Origin of the sequence: Comamonas sp. wu1-DMT (assembly GCF_040187805.1) — a bacterium.
Classification (GTDB): Bacteria; Pseudomonadota; Gammaproteobacteria; order Burkholderiales; family Burkholderiaceae_C; genus Comamonas; species Comamonas thiooxydans.
Window position 1 is genome coordinate 174,851 of the sequence record NZ_JBANEM010000004.1, and the last position, 22,649, is coordinate 197,499.

Annotated in this window: 17 protein-coding genes and 1 pseudogene; 2 read left to right on the forward strand and 16 right to left on the reverse strand. The window is 62.6% G+C overall.

Going from position 1 to position 22,649, the window contains the following annotated elements:
• Nucleotides 1-50 precede the first annotated feature (50 nt).
• The 4 genes from V8Z78_RS08515 to V8Z78_RS08530 form a co-directional block, all read right to left on the reverse strand.
• Nucleotides 51-1,109, reverse strand: coding sequence for a GGDEF domain-containing response regulator (locus V8Z78_RS08515; protein ID WP_012837272.1), 1,059 nt, complete (start codon nucleotides 1,107-1,109; stop codon nucleotides 51-53).
• A gap of 113 nt (nucleotides 1,110-1,222) precedes the next feature.
• A complete protein-coding gene (locus V8Z78_RS08520) occupies nucleotides 1,223-2,251 on the reverse strand; it encodes a hypothetical protein (RefSeq protein WP_034361865.1) in 1,029 nt (342 codons plus the stop codon).
• A gap of 162 nt (nucleotides 2,252-2,413) precedes the next feature.
• The gene (lysS, locus tag V8Z78_RS08525) at nucleotides 2,414-3,958 is read right to left on the reverse strand and encodes a lysine--tRNA ligase (RefSeq protein WP_003064235.1); all 1,545 of its coding nucleotides are present in this window, start codon (nucleotides 3,956-3,958) and stop codon (nucleotides 2,414-2,416) included.
• A gap of 242 nt (nucleotides 3,959-4,200) precedes the next feature.
• Entirely contained in the window at nucleotides 4,201-4,851 is a 651-nt protein-coding gene (locus tag V8Z78_RS08530) for an LON peptidase substrate-binding domain-containing protein (RefSeq protein WP_349731230.1), read from the reverse strand.
• Between the two features lie 60 nt (nucleotides 4,852-4,911).
• Between V8Z78_RS08530 and V8Z78_RS08535 the strand changes: the two genes are divergently transcribed.
• Nucleotides 4,912-5,478, forward strand: coding sequence for a YggT family protein (locus tag V8Z78_RS08535; RefSeq protein ID WP_003064241.1), 567 nt, complete (start codon nucleotides 4,912-4,914; stop codon nucleotides 5,476-5,478).
• 176 nt (nucleotides 5,479-5,654) lie between these two features.
• Here the strand turns inward: V8Z78_RS08535 and accD are convergent, their stop codons facing one another.
• The 11 genes and pseudogenes from accD to V8Z78_RS08590 form a co-directional block, all read right to left on the reverse strand.
• Nucleotides 5,655-6,530 (reverse strand): acetyl-CoA carboxylase, carboxyltransferase subunit beta, encoded by an 876-nt coding sequence (gene accD, locus V8Z78_RS08540; protein WP_003064244.1) that lies wholly within the window; start codon nucleotides 6,528-6,530, stop codon nucleotides 5,655-5,657.
• A gap of 187 nt (nucleotides 6,531-6,717) precedes the next feature.
• On the reverse strand, nucleotides 6,718-7,527 hold the full coding sequence (gene trpA / locus V8Z78_RS08545) for a tryptophan synthase subunit alpha (RefSeq protein WP_003064247.1): 810 nt from the start codon (nucleotides 7,525-7,527) through the stop codon (nucleotides 6,718-6,720).
• Entirely contained in the window at nucleotides 7,524-8,816 is a 1,293-nt protein-coding gene (trpB, locus tag V8Z78_RS08550) for a tryptophan synthase subunit beta (RefSeq protein ID WP_349731232.1), read from the reverse strand. The genes trpA and trpB overlap by 4 nt, the downstream gene beginning before the upstream one ends.
• Nucleotides 8,741-9,526 (reverse strand): phosphoribosylanthranilate isomerase, encoded by a 786-nt coding sequence (locus tag V8Z78_RS08555; RefSeq protein WP_003064251.1) that lies wholly within the window; start codon nucleotides 9,524-9,526, stop codon nucleotides 8,741-8,743. The genes trpB and V8Z78_RS08555 overlap by 76 nt, the downstream gene beginning before the upstream one ends.
• Before the next feature lie 42 nt (nucleotides 9,527-9,568).
• Nucleotides 9,569-10,400: pseudogene (gene truA, locus V8Z78_RS08560) on the reverse strand (tRNA pseudouridine(38-40) synthase TruA).
• 40 nt (nucleotides 10,401-10,440) lie between these two features.
• Entirely contained in the window at nucleotides 10,441-13,350 is a 2,910-nt protein-coding gene (locus tag V8Z78_RS08565; protein ID WP_349731233.1) for a motility hub landmark protein FimV, read from the reverse strand.
• A gap of 370 nt (nucleotides 13,351-13,720) precedes the next feature.
• Nucleotides 13,721-14,833 (reverse strand): aspartate-semialdehyde dehydrogenase, encoded by a 1,113-nt coding sequence (asd, locus tag V8Z78_RS08570; protein ID WP_349731234.1) that lies wholly within the window; start codon nucleotides 14,831-14,833, stop codon nucleotides 13,721-13,723.
• A 373-nt stretch (nucleotides 14,834-15,206) separates the two neighbouring features.
• Entirely contained in the window at nucleotides 15,207-16,283 is a 1,077-nt protein-coding gene (gene leuB / locus V8Z78_RS08575) for a 3-isopropylmalate dehydrogenase (protein WP_046461223.1), read from the reverse strand.
• Nucleotides 16,284-16,534: 251 nt separating this feature from the next.
• Nucleotides 16,535-17,191 (reverse strand): 3-isopropylmalate dehydratase small subunit, encoded by a 657-nt coding sequence (gene leuD / locus V8Z78_RS08580; RefSeq protein WP_003057935.1) that lies wholly within the window; start codon nucleotides 17,189-17,191, stop codon nucleotides 16,535-16,537.
• Nucleotides 17,192-17,316: 125 nt separating this feature from the next.
• Nucleotides 17,317-18,738: a 3-isopropylmalate dehydratase large subunit gene (gene leuC / locus V8Z78_RS08585; protein ID WP_003064269.1), complete on the reverse strand. Its 1,422-nt coding sequence runs from the start codon at nucleotides 18,736-18,738 to the stop codon at nucleotides 17,317-17,319.
• A gap of 57 nt (nucleotides 18,739-18,795) precedes the next feature.
• The gene (locus V8Z78_RS08590; protein ID WP_003064272.1) at nucleotides 18,796-19,764 is read right to left on the reverse strand and encodes a LysR family transcriptional regulator; all 969 of its coding nucleotides are present in this window, start codon (nucleotides 19,762-19,764) and stop codon (nucleotides 18,796-18,798) included.
• Nucleotides 19,765-20,114: 350 nt separating this feature from the next.
• On the opposite strand from V8Z78_RS08590, the gene V8Z78_RS08595 reads away from it, so the two are divergent.
• The gene (locus tag V8Z78_RS08595) at nucleotides 20,115-21,419 is read left to right on the forward strand and encodes a tetratricopeptide repeat protein (protein WP_349731235.1); all 1,305 of its coding nucleotides are present in this window, start codon (nucleotides 20,115-20,117) and stop codon (nucleotides 21,417-21,419) included.
• 63 nt (nucleotides 21,420-21,482) lie between these two features.
• On the opposite strand, the gene dnaJ is transcribed toward V8Z78_RS08595, so the two are convergent.
• Entirely contained in the window at nucleotides 21,483-22,613 is a 1,131-nt protein-coding gene (gene dnaJ / locus V8Z78_RS08600; protein ID WP_003064279.1) for a molecular chaperone DnaJ, read from the reverse strand.
• Nucleotides 22,614-22,649: the final 36 nt, after the last annotated feature.

Genomic DNA, 22,649 nt, shown 5'->3' on the forward strand with positions numbered 1-22,649 from the left:
TGATAAGTGTCGAATGGGCAGGCAGTGCCGCAACGCTGCTTGGCGGACTGCTAGATCTGTCTCTGCTCTATGGTGTCCATCTGCATCTCGAAGCTGAAGAAGCGGTTGCGCCCTTGAGACTTGGCGGCATACAGGGCTTCGTCGGCTCGCATCAGCATGGATTCGGCGCTGGTGTGCTCGTCGGGAATGCAGGTGGTAATCCCGCCGGAGAGGGTCAGCGGAATATCCTCGGCGGCTCCTGGCGGGCGAATCTTGAGGAACTTGAGCATTTGGCCGAGAGCACGTGCGAACGTCATCGAGCCGGAACGCGGGGTATTGGGCAGGATCATGGCAAACTCTTCACCGCCATAACGTGCGGCGATGTCGCGCGGGCGCACGCAGACTTCGCGTAGCAGACGCCCGACCTGCTTGAGGCATTCGTCACCCTGGACATGGCCGTAGGTATCGTTGAAGTGCTTGAAGTGATCGAGGTCGCAAAGCATCAGCGTCAGCGGCCTGCTCTCGCGCCTTGCCGCAGCAATTTCGGCATGTAGCATGCGATCGAGGCCTCGACGATTGACCAGACCCGTGAGCGCATCGAGCTCCACCATTTCGTTGAGCTTTTGATTCGCCAGATGCAGCTCTGCAGAGACCGTGACCAGGCGACGGCGCATGTCCAGCAGGCGGCGCATGGCGCGCAGCTTGGCGACCAGCACAATGGGTTTGACGGGTTTGACCAGGTAGTCGTCGCCCCCCGCCTCAATACCGCGCCAGACGTCCAGATCGTTGTCCAGGCCGGAGAGAAAGATGATGGGTGTCCACTCGCCGGGCTCGGCCTCGCGCAGCTGACGCGCGACCCAATAGCCGTCTTCGCCGGGGAGGCGGATGTCCAGCAGCACCAGATCAGGTCTTTCGCTGCGAAACAGTGCCAGCGCGGTGCGGCCGTTTTCGGCTTCCAGCACCTGTGTCACACCGGCCTGGCGAAGTTCCGTCACCAGAGCAGCTCGCATGACTGCCTGATCCTCGACGACCAGTACGGAGAACGGCGTCGCAGAATCGGGTGACGAGAACCGTGCCCCGCTGGATTCGATGGCAGACAAAGCTGATGCAGAAGATGGCAGAGCTGTCATGAGAGGAAGGTCAGGGTCAGACTCATCGGTAGTTCAGGCATGGTCTGGGAAATATATTGTTACTTTATACGCCGGTTTCAAGCAACAGGCTTTGTGAATGGTCACGGACATGCTCAGGCCAATGCCAGAGAGGAGTGCGCTTTGCTGCGTTCATCGTGCCAGATGACGAAAGTCTGTGCCGCTGAACACAGCGTCGTCGCGCCCAGTTGATCGATAAAGCGGCAGGCCGCGAACTGCGTCGATCTTGTTTCATAAACCGACACCCACTGCTGGCGTGCAGTCTGAGAGGCGGCAGACAGGGGCCAGCGCCTTTCCTGGCCCGACAGACCGTTCAGGCCCATGCGCCATGGTTTGCCGCTGACTCGGGCGCGAAAGCACTGCTGCTGGTTGCACAGCATGGCGTAGAGCGGATCAACCTCCAGTTGCTGGAACAGCCCCTGGACCTCGGGCGAGGAGGGGGCGAGTGCGGCGTGGGTGACAATGACGCGCAGTCCTTTGGGCGTTTCGTAGACGCGCAAGCCCCAGTCCGGGTGCCTGGCTGAGAACGCCCGAACTTTTGCCAGTGCAATATCCACAGGCGGTGGCAGGCGGGCATTGTTGCGCTGCGTCTGGCGGGCATGCAGCCATTGCTTCAGGCCTGACCAGAAGACCAGGCCGATGCTGGCCACCAACAGCATCAACATCGCCACACCGAGACTCCAGGTCAGCGGGGTCATCCACAGCCAGGGCAGGGCCAGAGCCAGCAGCAGCGACGAAATGACAGGGAAGCGGGCAGGCTTTTTCTGATGTGGAAAGTCGATATCGGCAATGGCCACGTTCTCTGTATTCAGGCAGTGTGCGCCATAGCTGTTGCGCGTCATGACGGATTCATCACGCCGCTCCAACACCTCTTCGCGAATGGGTGTGCCGCCGTCCAGCCCGTATTCGGTGCGCCATTCCATGCGCTCGAAGTATTCGGGCAGGTTGCGCTTGGCAGCGGCAGCGAGAGCTGTCTCCAGTGCCTGCTGTGCTCTTTGCTGAGCATGAGCCTGGGCATCGGACTCGCTGTTGTCAGACCAGCCCCAGCGTTGAACGGTGACGCCATGGCGTACGCCGGTCTGATGACGTAGTCTTGCCTGAGCCCAGTATTGGGGAATCTGCATGTCAAGCAGTATAGCCAGCCAGTATTGCGACAGCCTATTTTGAATCATGGCCGGTGCGCAATCTGGCTGTGCCGGTGGCTATTGGTGTCTCAGTCGCGGATCGTCCTCGGCTCGTCAGGCCATGTTGTTCCGCAACGCCCGAGCCGGGCGCACAGCCGCTTCTCAGACCTCGCGGCGCAATGCCGGGAACAGAATCACGTCGCGGATGCTGGCGCTGTCGGTCAGCAGCATCATGAAGCGGTCGATACCGATGCCGCAGCCGCCGGTGGGAGGCATGCCGTATTCCAGGGCGCGCACAAAGTCGTGGTCGAAGTACATGGCTTCGTCGTCGCCTCCGTCCTTGGCTTCCACCTGGGCATTGAAGCGGGCGGCCTGGTCTTCGGCGTCATTGAGCTCGGAGAAGCCGTTGCCGAATTCGCGGCCCGTGATGTAGAGCTCGAAGCGCTCGGTCACTTCGGGGCGCTCGTCGTTGGCGCGCGCCAGCGGCGAGATCTCGGTGGGGTGTTCCATGATGAAGGTGGGGTTCCACAGCTTATCTTCCACCACCTCTTCGAAGTACAGCACCTGCAGGCTGGCCAGGGTGCGGGTGGACAGCTTGTCCTTGTCTTCCTTCATGCCCAACTTCTTCAGGGCATTGGTCAGCCATTCGCGGTTGCCCACGTTGTCGCCGGCTTCGGTGTATTTGACGATGGCTTCGGGGATGGTCAGGCGTTCGAAGGGCTTGGCCAGGTCCACGGGCTTGCCGCCATAGCTCAGCTCCAGCGTGCCAACGGCCTTCATGGCCGCGTCGCGGATCAGCTTTTCGGTGTAGTCCATCAGATCCTGGTAGTTCCAGTAGGCCGCGTAGAACTCCATCATGGTGAACTCGGGGTTGTGGCGCACCGAGATACCTTCGTTGCGGAAGTTGCGGTTGATCTCGAACACGCGCTCGAAACCGCCGACGATCAGGCGCTTGAGGTAGAGCTCGGGCGCGATGCGCAGGTACATCTCCTGGTCCAGCGCATTGTGGTGGGTGATGAAGGGCTTGGCATTGGCACCGCCGGGGATGGGGTGCAGCATGGGTGTCTCGACTTCCAGGAAGCCGTGTTCGACCATGAAGTCGCGGATGCCGGCCACAGCCTTGCTGCGGGCCACGAAGCGCTTGCGGGCTTCTTCGTCGGTCATCAGGTCCACATAGCGCTGGCGCACCTTCTGCTCCAGGTCGGCCATGCCGTGGAACTTGTCGGGCATGGGGCGCAGGCTCTTGGTGAGCAGGCGGATCTTCGTGGCCTTGATCGACAGCTCGCCGGTCTTGGTCTTCATGAGCTGACCTTCGACGGAGATGATGTCGCCCAGATCCCATTTCTTGAAGTCGGCGTAGACCTCTTCACCCACGGCATCGCGGGTGACATAGGCCTGGATACGACCCGTGGCGTCCTGTACGGTGGCAAAGCTGGCCTTGCCCATCACGCGCTTGAGCATCATGCGGCCAGCCACGCTGACGGCGACGGCTGCAGCGTCCAGGGCTTCGGCATCCTTGTCGCTGTGCTCGGCGATCAGGGCTGCTGCGCGATGCTCGGGCTTGAAGTCGTTGGGAAAGGCAACGCCGCCGTTGGCCTTGGAAGACTCGCGCAGGGCTTTGAGTTTTTCGCGGCGCTCGGCGATGAGTTTGTTTTCGTCCTGAGGGGCGGTGTTTTCTGCCGCAGAAGAGATGTTTTGTTCAGTCATGAAAAGAGAGCGCCAGCGACAAGCGCCGGTTGGAGGCCAGGAATGGGGGCACGGCAAGGATAGCCGCTGCCCGAAACCGGTGATTTTAAGTTTTTTGCCGAGTCAGCGGTAAGCGACCGGGCAAAGCGCTCGCAGGAACTGCGGAATGTCGCCTCTATGGCCCAGACTGCAGCCGAGCCAGCCAGCTGAATGCTGCCGAAAAAGTAGTGTTTCTACACCGCCGTTAAAGGGAGGAGTCAAATTCAGGCTTCCTCCTGTGGGCCTGATCCGGTAATGCCGCTTTGCTCCAGCACATCGGCAATCAGCTCCAGTCGCAGCAGCGGGGCATCCAGTGTCATGAGCTGCTGCTTGACCCGCACCGGCAGGGGCAGCATCTCGGCCCAGCGATTGGCAACCCAGGCGCAGTCGTGCATCTGCGTCGGAGTGGGCAGTTGCGCGTGGTCGGGGTCGTGGCTGCGCAAGTTCAGCAAGGCCTGAGCCAGTGCATAGGAGGTGCTGAGCAAATGCTTGGGGACAGTGACCTTGGGGTCGTCGGGCAGCATGGCGACATCGGCTACCCACAGGCCATGCGGCAGTTGCCAGCAGCGCTGGATGTGAAAGCGCTGGACGCCCTTGCATTGCAGGTGCAGCAGTCCGGGCTGAGGGGAATCGAGCCGGGCGATATGGGCCAGCACGCCCTCCGAGTGCAGGCGCTCGGTCTGGGCGCCGGCCTTGCGCACCTCCTGTCCCGACTGCAGCGCAACCACGCCGAAAGGGGCGTCGGCATGCTGGCATTTGCGGATCATGTCCAGATAACGCACCTCGAAGACCTGCAGGCTCAGCAGGCCTTCAGGAAACAGCACCGTGTTCAGCGGGAACAGGGGCAGGGAATGCAGACTTTGTGTATCAGTCATGGTGCCCGGCTATCATCCCACGAATGGGTGAGTTGCTCACTGTTTTCTGAATTGGGTCACATGCTGTTTGAAATCGTTTTGTTTCTGCTGGATGTCGTTGTCGGGTTGATCAGCGGGGCCTGCCTGCTGCGCATGTACATGCAGGCGCAGCGTGTGCCTTTTGGCAATCCCGTGGGACAACTGGTCTTTGCGCTGAGCGACTGGATCGTCATGCCGTTGCGCAAAGTCGTTCCCGCCAAGGGGCGCTGGGACAAATCCAGCCTGATTGCTGCCTTGCTGCTGCAGCTGGCGCAGGTGCTGCTGATCTGGCTGCTGCTGGGTGGCAAGGGATCGGTTCTGGCGTTGCCATGGCTGGCGCTGTGCGGGCTGATCAAGGTCATTCTGTCCGGCATGATGGGCATCTTGCTGATCTACGCCATCCTGTCCTGGGTGCAGCCCTATTCGCCGATCTACGGTGTGCTGCAGCGTCTGGCCGATCCGCTGGTAGCACCTATCCGCAAGGTGGTGCCCCTGATAGGCAATGTGGACTTTTCGGCGTTGATTGCCCTGATTGGCCTGCAGGTGCTGCTGATGGTGCTCAACTATGTGCAGGCTGGCGGCCTGTCCATGATTGCCGGTGTGCGCTAGGGGGCTGCCCGGGCCGGGAAAGCCGTATCGCCTTGAGGTTTGCGGATGAAACCTCGTCAATTCCAAAGCATGCTGTACGGTGTGTTTTGGATGTTCCGAGGCGCTAAAACCGACAAAAAAAAAGGCTGACGCAGATGAATGCTGCGTCAGCCTTTTTGCTTTTGGTCGGCCGGTGCTTATTCCACGGCGTCCGCAGGCAGGCGTTGCAGCATGGCCAGAGAGCTGGAGACGCGATCACGCAGCTCGCGGCGGTCCACGATCATGTCCACGGCACCTTTGTCCTGCAGGAACTCGGCGCGCTGGAAGCCTTCGGGCAGTTTCACACGCACGGTGGTTTCGATCACGCGGGGGCCGGCAAAGCCGATCAGGGCCTTGGGCTCGGCGATCACGATATCGCCCACGAAGGCGAAGCCGGCGGACACACCGCCCATGGTCGGGTCGGTCAGCACGGAGATATAGGGCAGACCCTTCTTGGCCAGACGTGTCAGCGCGGCATTGGTCTTGGCCATTTGCATCAGCGACAGCAGACCTTCCTGCATGCGGGCACCACCGGTGGCGGTGAAGCAGATGAAAGGCACTTTCTGCTCGATGGCGGTTTCCACGCCGCGCACAAAGCGTTCGCCGACCACGGAACCCATGGAGCCGCCCATGAAGTCGAACTCGAAGCAGGCCACGACCACATTGATGCTCTTGACGGAGCCGCCCATGACGATCAGTGCATCGGTCTCGCCGGTGTTCTCCAGCGCTTCCTTCAGACGCTCGGGGTACTTGCGGCTGTCCTTGAATTTCAGCGGGTCGACAGGAATGACTTCCTGAGCGATTTCATAGCGGCCTTCGGCATCGAGGAAATGGTTCAGACGCGCGCGCGCGCCGATGCGGTGGTGGTGGCCGCAGGTCGGGCAGACGTTCTGGTTCTTTTCCAGATCGGTCTTGTACAGAACGGTTTCGCAGCTGGGGCACTTGATCCACAGACCTTCGGGAATCTGCTGGTGGCGTTCCGTCGGATTGGTCTGCTGGATTTTTGCAGGCAGAAGTTTTTCAAGCCAGGACATGGTTATTTCCTTTTCAGTTTCCACTGCACTGCGCGCCACCCGCAACCCATGAGGGCGGCGCGGCGCAGGCACTGGCGCAATCCCGGTCAGGGACAGCGAGCAAGGGCCGCCCCGCTGCGAGGCTGTCGTCCCCCTTCAAGGGGGAAGCAGCGAAGCCGCTCAGGGGGTGGCTGATTTCAGGGCAGCATTATGCGTCGAGAGCCTTTCGCACACCACGCAGAAAGTCTATTGCCAAAGGAACGATCTTCTCGTGGGGCTGGTTGTCGAGCAGGTCAATGATGCGGCTGCCGATGATGACGGCGTCGGCAACCTGGCCCACGGTCTGTGCGGTTTGGGCATCGCGAATGCCGAAACCCACGCCCACGGGCACGCTGACATGCTGGCGAATGCGCGGCAGCATGGCCTCCACGGCCGAAGTGTCCAGTGCGCCCGAACCGGTCACGCCCTTGAGCGAGACATAGTAGACATAGCCGCTGGCCACGCGCGCCACCTGCTGCATGCGCTCCTCGGTGCTGGTGGGAGCCAGCAGGAAGATCAGGTCCATGTCGCGGGCCTTGAGCTTGGCTGCAAACTCTTCGCACTCCTCGGGCGGATAGTCCACGATCAGCACGCCATCGACGCCGGCAGCCGCCGCATGGTTGACGAAGGCATCCTCGCCATGGATCTGGTCGTAGCGTTCCACGGGGTTGGCATAGCCCATCAGCACCACGGGCGTGGTCTGATCCTTTTTGCGGAACTCGGCCACATAGGCCAGTACCTGGCTCAGGCCCACGCCGTTGGCGATGGCTTTGTCGCCCGCGCGCTGGATGGTGGGGCCGTCGGCCATGGGGTCCGAGAAGGGCACGCCCAGCTCAATCACGTCGGCACCGGCTTCCACCATGCCGTGCATGAGGGAGGGGGTGATGGCGGCAAATGGAAAGCCTGCAGTCACATAGGGAATCAGGGCCTTGCGGCCTTCTTCCTTGAGCTTGCTGAAAGTGGCGGTAATTCGGCTCATAACTTGTTGCCCCCTGCGGCAGTCTTGGCTGCATCATGTCCGGGAGCGCCCTTGACGGTGAGACCGCGCATGGAGGGGCGGTCGAAATATTCGGCACCCGAGAGGTCGGCCACGGTGCCGATGTCCTTGTCGCCACGGCCCGATAGGCTGACGAGAATCGACTGGTCGGCGCGCATGGTCTTGGCCAGCTTCATGGCATAGGCCACGGCGTGGCTGGACTCGAGAGCCGGGATGATGCCTTCGGCGCGGCACAGATAGTGGAAGGCGTCCAGCGCCTCCTGATCGGTGATGCCCACATACTGGGCACGGCCGATTTCCTGCAACCATGCATGTTCAGGGCCCACGCCGGGGTAATCCAGGCCGGCGCTCACCGAGTGCGTCTCGGTGATCTGGCCGTTTTCGTCCTGCAGGATGAAGGTGCGGTTGCCGTGCAGCACGCCCGAGCTGCCTTTTTGCAGCGAGGCCGAGTGCTTGCCGGACTCCAGGCCTTCGCCCGCCGCTTCCACGCCGAACAGCTGGGTGTTCTCGTAGGGGATATAGGGGTAGAAGATGCCCATGGCATTGCTGCCGCCGCCCACGCAGGCGACTACCGCGTCGGGCTGCTTGTCGGCGCCCAGGAACTCGGGCATCTGCGTCAGGCACTCGTCGCCGATGACTTTCTGGAAGTCGCGCACCATCATGGGATAGGGATGGGGGCCGGCCACGGTGCCGATGATGTAGAAGGTGTTGTCCACATTGGCCACCCAGTCGCGCATGGCTTCGTTGAGCGCATCCTTGAGCGTTCTGGAGCCCGATTCCACGGGCACCACGGTGGCGCCCAGCAGCTTCATGCGGTAGACATTGGGGCTTTGACGCTTCACGTCCTCGGCGCCCATGTAGACGATGCATTCAAGGCCGTAACGCGCGCAGATGGTGGCCGTGGCCACGCCGTGCTGGCCGGCACCTGTCTCGGCAATGATGCGCGGCTTGCCCATGCGCTTGGCGAGCATGGCCTGGCCGATCACATTGTTGATCTTGTGTGCGCCCGTGTGGTTGAGGTCCTCGCGCTTCAGATAGATCTGCGCGCCGCCCATTTCACGGCTCATGCGCGAGGCGTGATAGACGGGCGAGGGACGGCCTACATAGTGTGCCAGCTCGGACTGGAATTCGGCGATGAATTCGGGGTCGTTCTGATACTTTGCGTAGGCCTCACGCAGCTCGGTGAGCGCGTGGGTCAGGGTTTCGCTGGCGAAGCTGCCGCCGTAGCGGCCGAAATGGCCGTGGACGTCGGGATACTGGTATTCAAACATGTGTCAGTCTGCAAAATTTGGGCATCAGCTGCACGTACGGCAGCAATGAAGCGATGAATCTTGTGGGCATCCTTGATGCCTTTGAGGGGCTTGCCGTCGGGGCCTTCGGCCTCGACTCCAGAGCTCACATCAACGGCCAGAGACAACCCGCGAGGGCGCACTTGCAAGATGCCATCGGTCACGTTTGCAGGCGTGAGTCCACCAGACAAAACGAGGTGAGAGTCGACGCTTGTTGGCAGAAGTGACCAATTGAATGCCTTGCCGCCGCCACCATAACCATCGACATGGGCGTCGAGCAGGATGGCTTGGGCCTTTGAATAACGTTGGGCATATTCTACGAGGTCAAATCGCGCCGCATCGTCTCCAAGGGGTATGCGCGCGGCGCGCAACCAGGGCTGGACGCCCCGGGTGGCGGCCTCGCAATCTGCTGCCGATTCATCACCATGAAATTGCACGCAGGCGTTGGGTATTAGGGCGCAAGCAGCTATCACATTGGTAGCTGTTTCATTCACAAAAAGCAAAACAGGTGTGACAAAGGGCGGCAGCCGCCGGGCCAGCTCGGCCGCGCGCTGCAGCGTCACGGCGCGCGGGCTTGGCGCATAGAGCACAAAGCCGACGGCATCGGCACCGGCGGCCACTGCAGCGTCGACATCCTGCTCGCGGGTCAGGCCGCAGATCTTGATGCGGGTGCGGGGGGCAATGGAAGACATGGCAAATCTCTGGCGTTGCAGCAATCGTTGGCCGCTGGCCGCTCAGGGCAGCCAGGCAAACGGGGGGGGTGTCTACAGGCAGGCCCCAGCGCGTATCGTAAATGGGGCCGAGAAAGTACAGACCGTCAGGGGAGAAGGTGGGGGCTGCCACTTCGCGCGAGCGTGCCTCCAGCACTTGCTGCATCCATTCCACGGGCTTGGAGCCCTGGCCCACGTAGATCAGGCAGCCCATGATGTTGCGGATCATGTGGTGCAGAAAAGCGCTGCCCTCGAACTCGAAACGCCAGTAGCCGCATTCCATCTGTCCGTCGCGCATGGGTGCCTGGCCTGCGGGACGGTAGTGGATGTCGATGCGGCGCAGGGTCTTGACCGGGCTCTTGGCCTGGCAGCCTGCCGCGCGAAAGGACGAAAAATCATGCTCGCCCAGCAGCAGGTCGGCGGCTGCACGCATGCGCTGCGCATCCAGGGCCTGAAACACCCAGCCCACGCGGCCATGGTCGACGCTGGGGCGCACGGGTGACTGCAGCAGCACATAGGCATAGCGGCGTGCAGTGGCACAGGCCCGGGAATGGAAGCCATTCGGGCCGTCGGCGACCTCGGCCGCCCATTGCACGGCGATGTCCTTGGGCAGGAAAGTGTTGGTGCCGCGCACCCAGGAGTTGGGCGTGCGCTGCAACTCGGTGTCAAAGTGCACGACCTGCATCAGGCCGTGCACACCGGAATCGGTGCGACCGGCGCAGATGGTGGAGACTTCTTGAGCAGCAAAGCGGCCCAGGGCCGCTTCGAGTTTGTCTTGTACGGTGTTGCCATCGGGTTGGCTTTGCCAGCCGCGATAGGCCTGACCGTTGTAGCTGACGCCAAGAGCTATGCGCATGGCATGGCTCCCGGCGCGGGGTCTGAATGCATCAAATCAATCAACCAATCTGAGAGAGAAGGCTGTGAGCCTTGGCCTTGAGATCGCCATGGGCTTCGGCGATCACTTCCTCGATCAGTGTACGCGCTCCGTCGCTGTCGCCGATGGCATTGAACTCTTCGGCCAGGGCCAGTTTGGTGGCCAGCGGGTCTTCGGGTTCGGAGGGCGCTGGCACGGCATCGATTGACGCAGCGATATCGGATGTGCCCAGGTCCAGCGACAGGCCGCTGAGGTCGAAGGTCACATCGGCTTGCGCAGGGGAGGCGGCAGGGCTGGCGGCCTCTTCACCCGGTTGCTGCAAGGTCAGGGCTTCGATGTCCTGCTCTGTGTCCAGGCGCTCCTGGCTGGAAGATAGTTCCAGCGGCGCAGTTTCCTGTCCGCTCTCGGCCTCGGGCTGTGCCTGCGAAGGCAGTGTGAAGCTGTCGAGGTCGAACTCGAGCGCATTCAGGGAGCTTTGCTCGGCGGGCGCGGGAGCTGCGACAGGGGCCGGGGCTTGAGATGCCGTGGCGGGCAGGCTGAACGAGGCCAGATCGTCGAGGTTCAGGTTCAGGCCATTGTCTGCTGCGGGTGCTGGCTCGGATGCGGTGACAGGGATGTCCCACTGTGCCAGTGCCGCGAAATCCTGCTCGTTGGGCAAGGAGACGGGCTCGGAGGCCACAGGCGCTGCGCTGGCTGCGGTGTCAGGCAGGTCCGCCGGCAGCTCCAGATCCATGTCGAAGTCCATGCCGGCGGGCTCTGTGGGTGGCCCTTCGTGGCTGGCAGCGGCTTCCGCAGCCTGTGCAGCAGCCAGTGCCGAGCCGAAGCCCACGGCGGCGGCCACGCCGCCTTGCAGGGCGCTTGAGGGATCGGTGGGGCTGAAGGCGCTTGGGGTCGCAGCTGCCGCTGCATGAGCCTGGGGAGCTCCGCCCAGCTGGTAAGTCAGATTTTCCGGATCCAGGATACGGCCCTGATCGGCCAGCCGCTGCCATTCGGGCCCCTTGCCCTGGGTCAGGGCAAAGACGTTGTTGGCTACAGATGCGTAGGCCATGCGGTCATGGCGCTTGGCATAGATTTCAGCCAGCTTCTGGTGCAGCACCAGGCGGTTGGGGTCGCTGCGCAGCGCTTCCTTGAGGATTTCCTCGGCCTGCAGGTCGCGGCCGTAAGCCAGGTACACATCGGCTTCGGCCAGCGGGTCCACATCGCCGGCGTCGAGCTGGCTGGGAGAGTACTGCATGGACTGGCCCGACATCTGGCTGCTGCTGGTCGTGGTGTCCACGCGCTGGCCGCCGCTGGCGCCGAAGAAGGAGTCCGCCGACAGCTGGCTGTCGCCCAGTGTGCTGTCCGCGCCTGCCGCAGCGGCTTTGCGACGCTGAGAAACACGGTAGCCGCCATAGCCCAGAAGCAGGGCCAGCAGTGCTGCGCCAGCCAGCGGGATGGTCGGGTCTTCCATCAGGCTGTCGATAAAGCTGGGCTCTTCGGGAATGGGGACCGGTGCTGCCATAGGCTTGGGAGGTGCAACCGGTGCCGGTGCGGGCGCTGCAGGCTCGGCTGCGGCCTGTGCCGGTTCGCCTTCGGCCGGAGCTGGTGCAGGCGCGGTGTCGCCTGGCTTGCCGGCATCGGCTGCAGCCGCCTCGGGTGTGGCTGGGGGCGCAGACGTTGCAGCCGCATCAGCAGCCGGTGCGAGGGCAGGCGCTGCAGCATTGGCGGCGCTGGCCGCGGGTACGGTGACTGCAGGGCTTGCCGCTGGTGCAGCTGCAGCCGGGGCGCTTGCTGCGGGAGCTGCGGCCGTACCTGCAGGTTTGGTGGCTGCCGCAATCTGGCTTAGCTCGGCCATATTGCGCTTGAGCTCATCGGCACGCGCAGACTGGTCTGCTGCCTGTTTTTGCTGGGCCACTTGCTCATCGGCGGCCATGCCCTTGACGGAGCCCTTGGACAGGGTTAGCTTGTCGGGGGCTGCGGTGGCGGCCTTGGCATCGGCGACATGGGCCTGAACCTGGCCGGAAGCGCTGCGCGATGCAGCTTCCACAGGAGCCACAGGTGCCACGCCAGCCAGTTGACGGCGGAACTGGTTGAAATCCTGAGACTGGGCCGCCATGATCTGGCGGGCTTCCTTGGCCGAGGTGGCCTGGGCAGCCGCCTGATCGGGCAACTGAATCACCGCGCCGCTGCGCATGCGGTTGATATTGCCATTGACAAAGGCCTGCGGGTTGCTGCGCAGCATGGCGACCAGCATCTGATCAAGCGAGACGCCTGCTGGCTTGTGCGCTGCAGCAATGCGACCTGCGGTGTCGCCTGTCCTGACGCGAACTTCATCGCTGCTGCCAGCCGGTGCTGCAGTGCCGGCCTGGCGTTTTCGCTGAGGCTTGGTTGCAGCTTCGTCCTGATCGCGGTCATTGCGCAGGTCCCGGCCGGCCGTGTTGACAGGGCTGGACGCCGGGCGTGCAGTCACGGCGGGACGCGCAGGCGCAGGCACCACGGCAGGCGTGGCCTGGGCAGCGGTGGTGGGCGCAGGAGCAGGGCGGCGCGTTGCAGGAGGGTCGAGCAGCAAGGTGTAGTTGCGCTGCAGCTTGCCCGATGCCCAGTTGGCATCGATCACCAGGTCGACAAAGGGATCATTGACTGGCTGAAAGCTGCTGAGCTTGAGCACGGCCGAGCCGTTGGCACGTTTTTGCACCTGCACGCGCACCGAGTTGGCCGTGCCCGTGAATTCCATGCCCTGGGCACGGAATGCAGCTGGCGATGCGATAGCTGCCTGCAGGCTGTCGGCCTCGGCTGCGCTGAGTTGAGGGATCTCGACCTCGGCACGCAAGGGCTCGCCCAGAGCCGACTGCACCGTGATGCGACCCAGCGCCAATGCCCATGCATCGGTGGCCGGGAGGCTTGACAGTGCGAGGGTGGCTGCGGCGAGCGCAGATAGTTTCCAGCGTTGCATAGGGCTCAGACTTGATTCGTGCAGCCTACAGCCCTCTTGTTCTTGATCGGGTTTGTGGCTGCGGTGCACATAAAAATTGGAAATTCCAGCAGGCGGCAAAGGTCTCTCGGCCCGGCGGACACAGTTTGCATTGTCAACGACGCTATTGCAATGTGAGCAAAAGCATGGCTGGCAAGGCTCTCAATTGTTGTCGATTGGCAACGAGATGAAACTTAATGTAGGTTGCTGACGGTTTGCATTCGCCCGAATAAGCGGGCAATTGTCGCCCAAGCCTGGAGCTTGGACATGAAAAAAGCGCCGGCCATCACGAGGATGACTGGCGCTTTGCTGTGCTGGATCAAGCCATTCGCAGGCTTGATGGTGGACGGGATCAGGCAGCCAGCAGGATGCGCAGCATGCGACGCAGCGGCTCGGCAGCGCCCCACAGCAGCTGGTCACCGATCACGAAGGCCGAAACGTACTCGGGGCCCATGTTGAGCTTGCGCACGCGGCCCACGGCCACTTCCAGACCGCCGGTGGTGGCAGCAGGAGTCAGCTCCTTGACGGTCAGTGCGCGGTCGTTGGCCACGAACTTGACCCAGGGATTGCCGCCCTTGATCAGGGCCTCGATCTCTTCCAGGGGCAGGTCCTTCTTGAGCTTCAGGGTCAGGGCCAGAGAGTGGCAGCGCATGGCGCCGATGCGCACGCACAGGCCGTCGACGGGGATGGCGGCTTCGGTGCCGAGAATCTTGTTGACCTCGGCCTGGCCCTTCCATTCTTCCTTGGACTGGCCGTTGGGCAGCTGCACATCGATCCAGGGGATCAGGCCGCCGGCTAGAGGCGCGCCGAAGAATTCGGTGGGCACATCTTCGCGGATGGTCTGGGCCACCTTGCGGTCGATTTCCAAAATCGCCGAAGCAGGAGTCGCCAGCTCGTCGGCGACGGCGGCGTGCACCACGCCCATGCCCTTGAGCAGCTCGCGCATGTGGTTGGCGCCACCGCCCGATGCGGCCTGGTAGGTCATGGAGGAGACCCATTCCACCAGACCGGCCTTGAACAGACCGCCCAGACCCATCAGCAAGATGGAGTTGGTGCAGTTGCCGCCAATCCAGTTCTTGCCGCCGGCGGCCAGCTTTTGCTGGATCAGGTCGTCGTTGACGGGGTCGAGCACGATGACGGCGTCGTTCTCCATGCGTAGCGAGGAGGCGGCGTCAATCCAGTGGCCGTTCCAGCCGGCGGCGCGGATCTTGGGGAAGACTTCCTTGGTGTAGTCGCCGCCCTGGCAGGTGATGATGATGTCGCACTTGGACAGCTCGGCGATGTCGTTGGCGTCCTTCAGCTCGGTGTGCACTGTGGCCATGGCCGGGGCCTTGCCGCCGGCATTGGAGGTGGAGAAGAACACGGGCTGGATCAGCGCGAAGTCGCCTTCGGCCTGCATACGATCCATCAGCACGGAGCCGACCATGCCGCGCCAGCCCACCAAACCTACCAATTGCTTGCTCATTTGAAACGCCCTTTCAGTTTTGAAAACAGTAGCTTGAGACTGATTCGTCCGGCTCGTCAGGGCCGGAAGGGGCGCGCGACGAACCGGGCTGGGTCAGCCTGTAATCGTCTTAATGGTGATTGCGCGCGCATTCACACCGGCAGTCTTTGCGGGTGTGACGATTTCGGGAGCGAAGGTGCGTGCGGCAAACATAAGAGTTGTCATTCTAGCGACTAGAGCCAAAGCTTGAAGAACTAAAAGTGCTTGAAACTCTAGTCAAAACGTCGAAATAAATGATTTATTTTTGACGTTTTGTTTTATTTGGTGCCGAATTTTGCGTCAAACCCAAAGCCGCCGCTTACGGCGGCGGCTGGGCTTCAGCGGTTTCGGTGCCTCAGACGCCGGCCAGCGCCTTGACCACGGCATCACCCATTTCACGGGTGCTGACCTTGGTCGTGCCTTCGCTGTAGATGTCGGCAGTGCGCAGGCCGTCGGCCAGCACCTTTTGCACGGCGGCTTCGATCTTCAGGGCGGCTGCTTCCTGGCCCAGGCTGAAGCGCAGCATCATGGCGGCCGACAGAATGGTGGCCAGGGGGTTGGCAATGCCCTTGCCGGCGATGTCGGGAGCCGAGCCGTGGCTGGGTTCGTACAGGCCTTGTTTCTTGTCGTTGAGGCTGGCGCTGGGCAGCATGCCGATGGAGCCGGTCAGCATCGAGGCTTCGTCGGAGAGGATGTCGCCGAACATATTGCCGGTCACCACCACGTCGAAGCGCTTGGGTTCCTTGACCAGCTGCATGGCGGCGTTGTCCACATACATATGGTCCAGGGCCACGTCGGGGTACTGCTTGGCGACTTCGGTGACCACGTCCTTCCAGAGCTGGAAGGTTTCCAGCACATTGGCCTTGTCCACGCTGGTCACGCGCTTGCTGCGCTTTTGGGCGGCCTGGAAGGCGACATGGGCGATGCGCTCGATCTCGGGGCGCGAATAACGCATGGTGTCGAAGGCTTCCTCGGCGCCGGGGAAATGGCCGTCGGGAGCCACACGGCGGCCGCGCGGTTGGCCGAAGTAGATGTCGCCGGTCAGTTCGCGGATGATGAGGATATCGAGGCCCGCCACCAGCTCGGGCTTGAGGCTGGAAGCATGGGTCAGTTCCTTGTAGCAGATGGCGGGGCGGAAGTTGGCGAACAGACCCAGGGCCTTGCGCAGGCCCAGAATGGCCTGCTCGGGACGCAGGGGGCGGTCCAGCGTGTCGTACTTCCAGTCGCCCACGGCACCGAACAGGATCGCATCGGCTTCCTGTGCCAGCTTCAGCGTGGCAGGAGGCAGGGGGTGGCCGGCAGCTTCATAGCCGGCACCGCCCACGGGAGCGGTTTCCATCTCCAGACCCAGATTCAGGGCCTCGAGCACCTTGACGGCTTCCGCGACGATTTCGGGACCGATGCCATCACCGGGCAAAACTGCAATCTTCATGATGTTCCTTTGATTAATTTGATAGCTGCTTGCACTTGTTATTCATAGACTTCAGATTGAATTAATGCTGATGTTCATGAATAGAAGGCGCAAGCAGCTCATTTATGGGTAGCAACCTAAAAACAAGCACGCCCCAAACAAGGGGCATCAAGCAAGGGCCGCCCCGCAGCGAAGATGCCGTCCCCCTTCCGATGCAACGCATCGAGAAAGAGGGAAGCCGCGGGGCCGCCTAGGCAAAGCGGCTCAGGGGGTTACTTCTGAATCAATGTATGCGCCAGCCAGGGCTTTTGCGCCAGACGCTCGGCTTCGAAGGCCTTGATCTTGTCGGCATGGCGCATGGTCAGGCCGATATCGTCGAAGCCGTTGAGCAGGCAGTACTTGCGAAAGGCGATGACGTCGAAGGCAATTTCTTCGCCTTGGGGCCTTAGGATCACCTGGCGCTCCAGGTCGATGGTCAGCTCGTAGCCGGGGAAGGCCGCGACGTCGTTGAACAGCTGGTCGATCGTGGCCTCGGGCAGCACGATGGGCAGCAGGCCGTTCTTGAAGCTGTTGTTGAAGAAGATGTCGGCAAAGCTGGGGGCCAGGATGGCGCGGAAGCCGTACTGGTCCAGGGCCCAGGGCGCGTGCTCGCGGCTGGAGCCGCAGCCGAAGTTCTTGCGCGCGATCAGGATGCTGGCGCCCTTGAAGCGGGGCTGGTTGAGCACGAAGTCGGGATTGGGCTTGCGGTCGGCTTCGGGCACGCCGGGCTGGCCGGGCTGGTCCAGATAGCGCCACTCGTCAAACAGATTGGGGCCGAAGCCGGTCTTCTTGATGGACTTGAGGAACTGCTTGGGGATGATGGCGTCGGTGTCGACGTTCTCGCGGTCCATGGGGGCGACGAGGCCCTTGTGCACGGTGAATTTTTGCATGGTGTGATTCCAGAATCTTTGGTCTTGGCGACGTTCGCGTCTTGCATCAGAGACGGCCAGCAAGGGCCGCCCCGCAGCAAAGGCCGTCGTCCCCCTTGGGGGAAGACGCGCAGCGACTCAGGGGGTTACGCAAATTTACGGATGTCGACAAAGTGGCCGTGGATGGCTGCCGCAGCGGCCATGGCGGGGCTGACCAGATGAGTGCGGCCGCCGGCGCCCTGACGGCCTTCGAAGTTGCGGTTCGAGGTCGATGCGCAGCGCTCGCCGGGCTCCAGGCGGTCGGCGTTCATGGCCAGGCACATGGAGCAGCCGGGTTCGCGCCATTCAAAGCCGGCGGCCTTGAAGATCTGGTCCAGGCCTTCGCGCTCGGCCTGTTCCTTGACCAGACCGGAGCCGGGCACGACCATGGCCAGCTTGATGTTCTTGGCGACCTTCTGGCCCAGCTTCTTGACCACGGCGGCGGCTTCGCGCATGTCCTCGATGCGGCTGTTGGTGCAGGAGCCAATGAACACCTTGTCGACAAAGATGTCGTTGATGGGCTTGCCGGGTTCCAGTGCCATATAGGTCAGCGCACGTTCGATGGCGCCGCGCTTGTTCGAGTCTTTTTCCTTGTCGGGATCGGGGACGGCGGCATCGATGCCCAGCACCATCTCGGGGCTGGTGCCCCAGGTCACCTGCGGCACGATGTCGGCGGCGTTCAGCTCCACCACTCGGTCGAACTTCGCATCGGCGTCGGAATGCAGCGTCTTCCAGTAAGTGACGGCGGCATCCCATTCGCCACCCGTGGGCGCCAGGGGGCGGCCCTTGATGTAGTTGATGGTCTTGTCGTCCACGGCCACGAGACCTGCGCGGGCGCCGCCTTCGATGGCCATGTTGCAGACCGTCATGCGGCCTTCCACGCTGAGGTCGCGGATGGCTTCGCCGGCAAACTCTATGGTGTAGCCCGTGCCGCCGGCGGTGCCGATCTTGCCGATGATGGCCAGCACGATGTCCTTGGCGGTGATGCCGGGTGCGACCTTGCCGTTGACCTGCACCAGCATGTTCTTGGCCTTCTTGGCCAGCAGGGTCTGGGTGGCCATCACATGCTCGACCTCGGAGGTGCCGATGCCGTGGGCCAGCGCGCCGAAAGCGCCGTGGGTGGAGGTGTGGCTGTCGCCGCAGACCACGGTCATGCCGGGCAGGGTCGCGCCTTGCTCGGGGCCCATGACGTGAACAATGCCCTGGCCCTTGTCCATGAAGGGGAAGAAGGCGGCCGAGCCGAACTCGGCGATATTGCTGTTCAGCGTGGTGATCTGTTCCTTGCTGATGGGGTCGGCAATGCCGTCATAGCCGCGCTCCCAGCCGTCGGTGGGGGTGTTGTGGTCGGCCGTGGCCACGACCGAGCTGACGCGCCACAGCTTGCGGCCGGCCATGCGCAGGCCTTCGAAGGCCTGGGGGCTGGTGACTTCGTGCACCAGATGGCGGTCGATATAGAGGACGGAGGTGCCGTCTTCCTCGGTGTGAACGACGTGCTCGTCAAAAATCTTGTCGTAGAGGGTGCGTCCCATGGTGGTCTCGTGAGGTTGGTTTGTTGGGAGGATTCTGTTGTGGCTTGATGCGATGTTTCAAGCCTTGGCGCTGGCGGGGCAGAGGTGATCGACCAGCAGGCGGGTGGTCACCGGCAGCGCTTCGAAGTCGCGGGCCACCACGCAGAGTTCGCGGTGCGCCCAGTCGTCGGTGAGCTGCACGGCGCGCAGATGGCCCACGCCATGCATCAGCTCGAATGCGCGGTCGGGCAGCAGGCCCAGTCCCAGGCCGTTGTCGATCATGCGGCACATGGCGTCCAGGCTGGTGACCTGGATGCGCTGGTGCAGCGGGTGGCCAGCCTGGGCTGCGGCAGCGCGCATGGCCAGGCTGATCGAGGAGCCGGCATGCAGGCTGACGATGTCCCATTCCAGCACTTCCGTGAAGGCGACGCTTTCGCGGTCGGCCAGGGCATGGCGCTCGGGCACGACGACGACCAATCGGTCTTTGCGATAGCTACGGTACTGCAGCGGCACATTGCCCTGGGTCAGCTGAACGGTGGCCTGATTGCCTTCGCTGCTCCTAATATTGCCCAGCGTGCAGATGCCGATATCGGCTGTGCCCTCGGCCACGGCGCTCAGCACGTCGGGGCTCAGGTGCTCCTGCAGATCGATCTTGATCTGGCTGTGTTCGCGCGCAAAGGCTCCCAGGTCTTCGGGCAGAAACTGCACGATGGCCGACATATTGGCGTGCATGCGCACATGGCCGCGCACGCCGTCGGCGTATTCGGAGAGCTCGCCCTGCATGCGCTCCAGCCCGTAGAGCACATTGCGCGCATGGTGCAGCAGGCTCTCGCCGGCCGGCGTCAGCGTCACGCCGCGGCTGTGGCGATAGAGCAGGGCGGTGTCCACCGTCGCTTCCAGGTCGGACAGCCGCTTGCTGACGGCCGAGGCTGCAATGAACTCGCGTTCAGCGGCGCGGCCAATGCTGCCCAGTTCGCACACGGCGACGAACAGCTGAAGCGAGGTGAGATCGATGCGGCGCGCAAAACTGCGCTCTGAATTCTTCATGGGGTAGGCTCAAGTCTTCTCGTTTCGAGAAGTTTTCAGCATTTTTACCGATTAATCTAGCTGCATCCATCTTTGAATGAGATGTCTTGCTTGGCGATGGGTAAATTTTGGAGATGGGTGATTTCTTACTTTGCGATGACTTGGCAAGACCTTGGAAAGCGATGTTGCATTTGTCAGTCTTGTGTACTTGCATTTTCATAGCGAAGACTCTAGATGCCAGAATCGTTCAAGCATGATCCGGCCTGAGGTGCGGAAGTCTTCCTGCTGCCTGAGTTCCGGTGTTTTTTTACAAAGTAAATCGTCAGTAAAGCAGCCTGGAATCGACGCTATTCGCTGCAAAAATGTGAGTCATGAGAGTTCCCAACCATCCGATGTCCGACAGTGAGCCTTCCGAGTTGCCAGCTATGGCTTCGGGGTCGCCCCTCTTGCGCCGCAGCCGTTGCTGGGGTCAGGTCTGCCTGCTGACGGCTGCGCTGGCGCTGGGCGGCACTGCCTTGCCAGCTGTGGCCAAAGGCAAGCCCCCGGCCAAATCCAGTGCGGCCGCGCCAGCCAAATCGTCCAAGTCCACCAAGAGCACGACTGCAGGTGCTGCCAAATCTTCATCGGCCAAGTCCGCCGGCAAGGCCGGTAAAAAAGGGCGCACCGGCCGCAATGCAGCGATCGCTGGTGCTGCGGCAGCAGGTGCGGCAGCGGCAGCTCCGCTGGGTCGTGAGCATTGGACGCCGGAGGCCAGGAACAATCAGGCCGAAGATGCCAAGGAGCTGGCCGCCATGCGTGCAGCAGCACAGGCGGGTGACGCCAAGGCCCAGTATCTGCTGGGCTCGCGCTACCGTTTTGGCAAGGGTGTGAATCAGGACCTGGCACAGGCCGTGCACTGGTATCGCCAGTCGGCCGACCAGGGCTATGCACCTGCGCAATCCGACCTGGGAGTGCTCTACGCCAACGGGCGGGGCGTGACTCTGGACGAAGTGCAGGCCGTGAACTGGTACCGCAAGGCGGCAGAGCAGGGCGACGGCATTGCGCAGAACAATCTGGGTCTGATGTATGCCGAGGGGCGCGGCGTGGCGGCCGATGATGCGCAGGCCGTGCAATGGTTCGAGCGTTCGGCCAAAAGTGGCGAGGCTGCAGGCCAGTACAGCCTGGGAGTGATGCTCTCCAGCGGCAGGGGCGTCAAGGAGGATGGCCGGGCCGCCCTGCAGTGGTTTGAACAGGCGGCCGAGAAAGGCCATGCCGACGCCCAGTACAACACCGGCATGATCTATGCCGTAGGTGCGCTGGTGCCGCAGGATCTGACGCGCGCGGCGCGGTGGCTGGAGAAGTCCGCCGGTCAGGGCAATGCGGCGGCTCAGTCGTCTCTGGGTTTTCTCTATGCCAACGGCCAGGGCGTGTCGCAGGATGCAGGCCAGGCGGCGCGCTGGTTCGATCGCGCCGCCAAGCAGGGCTACACCCTGGCACAGTCGAATCTGGCGGCCATGTATGTCAGCGGTCAGGGTGTGCAGAAAGACATGGGCAAGGCCTATTTCTGGCTGGCTATCGCTCATGCCAAGGATCCCTCGCTGCAAAGCCGCATGCAGACGGCCGAGCAGGCATTGGGCCCCGCAGAGCGGCTGAAGGTGCAGCGCGAGGTGCGCAACTGGAAGCCCGCCAAGGAGTGATCGGCGAGCCATGAAAAAAGCCCATCAGGCATTGCCGATGGGCTTTTTGTGGGGTGCAGGGGCCTAGCTGAAGAAACTCTTCAGGCGGTCCGTCCAGCTTTCGCCGCTGGGCGAATGTTTGGAGCCACCCTTCTTGAGCGATTCGTCCAGGTCCTTGAGCAGCTTGCGCTGGTACTCGGTGAGCTTGACTGGAGTCTCCACCACGATGTGGCAGTACAGATCGCCAGGGTAGCTGGAGCGGATGCCCTTGATGCCCTTGCCGCGCAGGCGGAACTGCTTGCCGGCTTGCGTGCCTTCAGGGATGTCGATCGCCGCCTTGCCTTGCAGCGTGGGCACTTCGATCTCGCCGCCCAGAGCGGCGGTGATGAAGCTCACGGGCACATTGCAGTGCAGATCGTCACCGTCGCGCTCGAAGATGTCGTGGTCCTTGACGCGAATCTCGATATAGAGGTCGCCTGCCGGGCCGCCATTGGTGCCGGGCTCTCCGTTGCCGGCCGAGCGGATGCGCATGCCGTCGTCGATGCCGGCGGGAATCTTCACTTCCAGCGTCTTCTGGCGCTTGACCTTGCCCTGGCCGCCGCAGGACGTGCAGGGCTCGGGGATGATCTTGCCTGTGCCGCGGCAGTGCGGGCAGGTCTGCTGCACGCTGAAAAAGCCCTGGCGCATCTGTACCGTGCCCATGCCGTTGCAGGTGGTGCAGGTCTTGGTGCTGGTGCCGGGCTTGGCGCCGCTGCCGCTGCAGGTGTCGCAGCTGTCCCAGCTTGGAATGCGGATCTGGGCATCCTTGCCCTTGGCAGCCTCTTCCAGGGTAATTTCCATGGAATAGCTGAGGTCGTTGCCGCGGTAGACCTGACGGCCGCCGCGACCGCCGCGGCCGCCACCGTTGAACATATCGCCAAAGATATCGCCAAAGGCCTCGGCAAAGCCGCCAAAGCCCTCGCCGCCGCCCATGCCGCGATTGGGATCCACGCCGGCATGGCCGTACTGGTCGTAGGCCGCGCGCTTCTGGCTGTCGGAAAGCATCTCGTAGGCCTCTTTGACCTCCTTGAACTTTTCCTCGGCTTCCTTGGCCTTCTCGCCCTGATTGCGGTCAGGGTGGAACTTCATCGCCAGCTTGCGATAGGCCTTCTTGATGTCATCGTCCGAGGCGCTTTTGGCAACGCCCAGAACTTCATAGTAGTCACGTTTGGACATGTGAGTTTTCGGTCGGATGGAACAGGAACGCCGCGC

Bases quoted from the DNA above. Each gene is read 5' to 3' on its own strand.
- V8Z78_RS08565 (WP_349731233.1), bottom strand. From the start codon at position 13,350: ATGCAACGCTGGAAACTATCTGCGCTCGCCGCAGCCACCCTCGCACTG.
- V8Z78_RS08595 (WP_349731235.1), top strand. From the start codon at position 20,115: ATGAGAGTTCCCAACCATCCGATGTCCGACAGTGAGCCTTCCGAGTTG.
- leuD (WP_003057935.1), bottom strand. From the start codon at position 17,191: ATGCAAAAATTCACCGTGCACAAGGGCCTCGTCGCCCCCATGGACCGC.
- leuC (WP_003064269.1), bottom strand. From the start codon at position 18,738: ATGGGACGCACCCTCTACGACAAGATTTTTGACGAGCACGTCGTTCAC.
- leuB (WP_046461223.1), bottom strand. From the start codon at position 16,283: ATGAAGATTGCAGTTTTGCCCGGTGATGGCATCGGTCCCGAAATCGTC.
- dnaJ (WP_003064279.1), bottom strand. From the start codon at position 22,613: ATGTCCAAACGTGACTACTATGAAGTTCTGGGCGTTGCCAAAAGCGCC.
- trpB (WP_349731232.1), bottom strand. From the start codon at position 8,816: ATGTTTGAATACCAGTATCCCGACGTCCACGGCCATTTCGGCCGCTAC.
- V8Z78_RS08520 (WP_034361865.1), bottom strand. From the start codon at position 2,251: ATGCAGATTCCCCAATACTGGGCTCAGGCAAGACTACGTCATCAGACC.
- V8Z78_RS08530 (WP_349731230.1), bottom strand. From the start codon at position 4,851: ATGACTGATACACAAAGTCTGCATTCCCTGCCCCTGTTCCCGCTGAAC.
- accD (WP_003064244.1), bottom strand. From the start codon at position 6,530: ATGTCCTGGCTTGAAAAACTTCTGCCTGCAAAAATCCAGCAGACCAAT.
- asd (WP_349731234.1), bottom strand. From the start codon at position 14,833: ATGAGCAAGCAATTGGTAGGTTTGGTGGGCTGGCGCGGCATGGTCGGC.
- lysS (WP_003064235.1), bottom strand. From the start codon at position 3,958: ATGACTGAACAAAACATCTCTTCTGCGGCAGAAAACACCGCCCCTCAG.
- V8Z78_RS08535 (WP_003064241.1), top strand. From the start codon at position 4,912: ATGCTGTTTGAAATCGTTTTGTTTCTGCTGGATGTCGTTGTCGGGTTG.
- V8Z78_RS08590 (WP_003064272.1), bottom strand. From the start codon at position 19,764: ATGAAGAATTCAGAGCGCAGTTTTGCGCGCCGCATCGATCTCACCTCG.
- V8Z78_RS08515 (WP_012837272.1), bottom strand. From the start codon at position 1,109: ATGACAGCTCTGCCATCTTCTGCATCAGCTTTGTCTGCCATCGAATCC.
- V8Z78_RS08555 (WP_003064251.1), bottom strand. From the start codon at position 9,526: ATGTCTTCCATTGCCCCCCGCACCCGCATCAAGATCTGCGGCCTGACC.
- trpA (WP_003064247.1), bottom strand. From the start codon at position 7,527: ATGAGCCGAATTACCGCCACTTTCAGCAAGCTCAAGGAAGAAGGCCGC.